Raw genomic sequence first — 492 nt, forward strand, 5'->3', positions numbered from 1 at the left:
TCCGAACAACCGCAGGCTCGGGCCGACGTCGACGATCAGCGTGGCTTCGTCGTCGAGCGCGACGCACGGCGAGAAACGCAGCAATGCGAGCGCGACCGCGCGCAGCGCATCGGCTTCGCGCGCGGGATCGCGTTCGACGAGCTGCGTCTCGGGCGCGAGCGTGAGCACGCCGCCGCGCTTCATGCCCGCGCGCACGCCCCGCCGCTGCGCGGCCGCATCGGCGATCAGCACGACACCCTGCTCGAGCACCGCACAGCCTGCGTCGCCGGCCTCGCCGGCCGCTGCGTCAGACGGCGGCGGGACGCACACGTCGAGCGGCAGGCGCGGCAGATGGATGCCGAGCAAGACGCGCATAGCGGCTCTCCACGATGGGCGACGGCAGGTCGAGCACGAGCGGCTCGCCGCGCGCCGGGCCGCGACGCTTGACGATGTCGAGCGACACGCCGCCCGGCACCGGATACAGCGCGACGCGCAGCACGGCCGGCGACGGCT

The 492-nt window shown here is 74.4% G+C and carries 2 pseudogenes; both read right to left on the reverse strand.

The window, feature by feature from the left end:
• Nucleotides 1-354, reverse strand: a pseudogene (locus G3N62_RS35645) (DNA polymerase Y family protein); the annotation flags it as partial.
• A pseudogene (locus G3N62_RS35650) lies at nucleotides 287-492 on the reverse strand (recombinase RecA); the annotation flags it as partial. The pseudogenes G3N62_RS35650 and G3N62_RS35645, both read right to left, overlap by 68 nt.

The organism is Burkholderia sp. Tr-20355 (assembly GCF_017104685.1).
Taxonomy (GTDB): domain Bacteria; phylum Pseudomonadota; class Gammaproteobacteria; order Burkholderiales; family Burkholderiaceae; genus Burkholderia; species Burkholderia seminalis.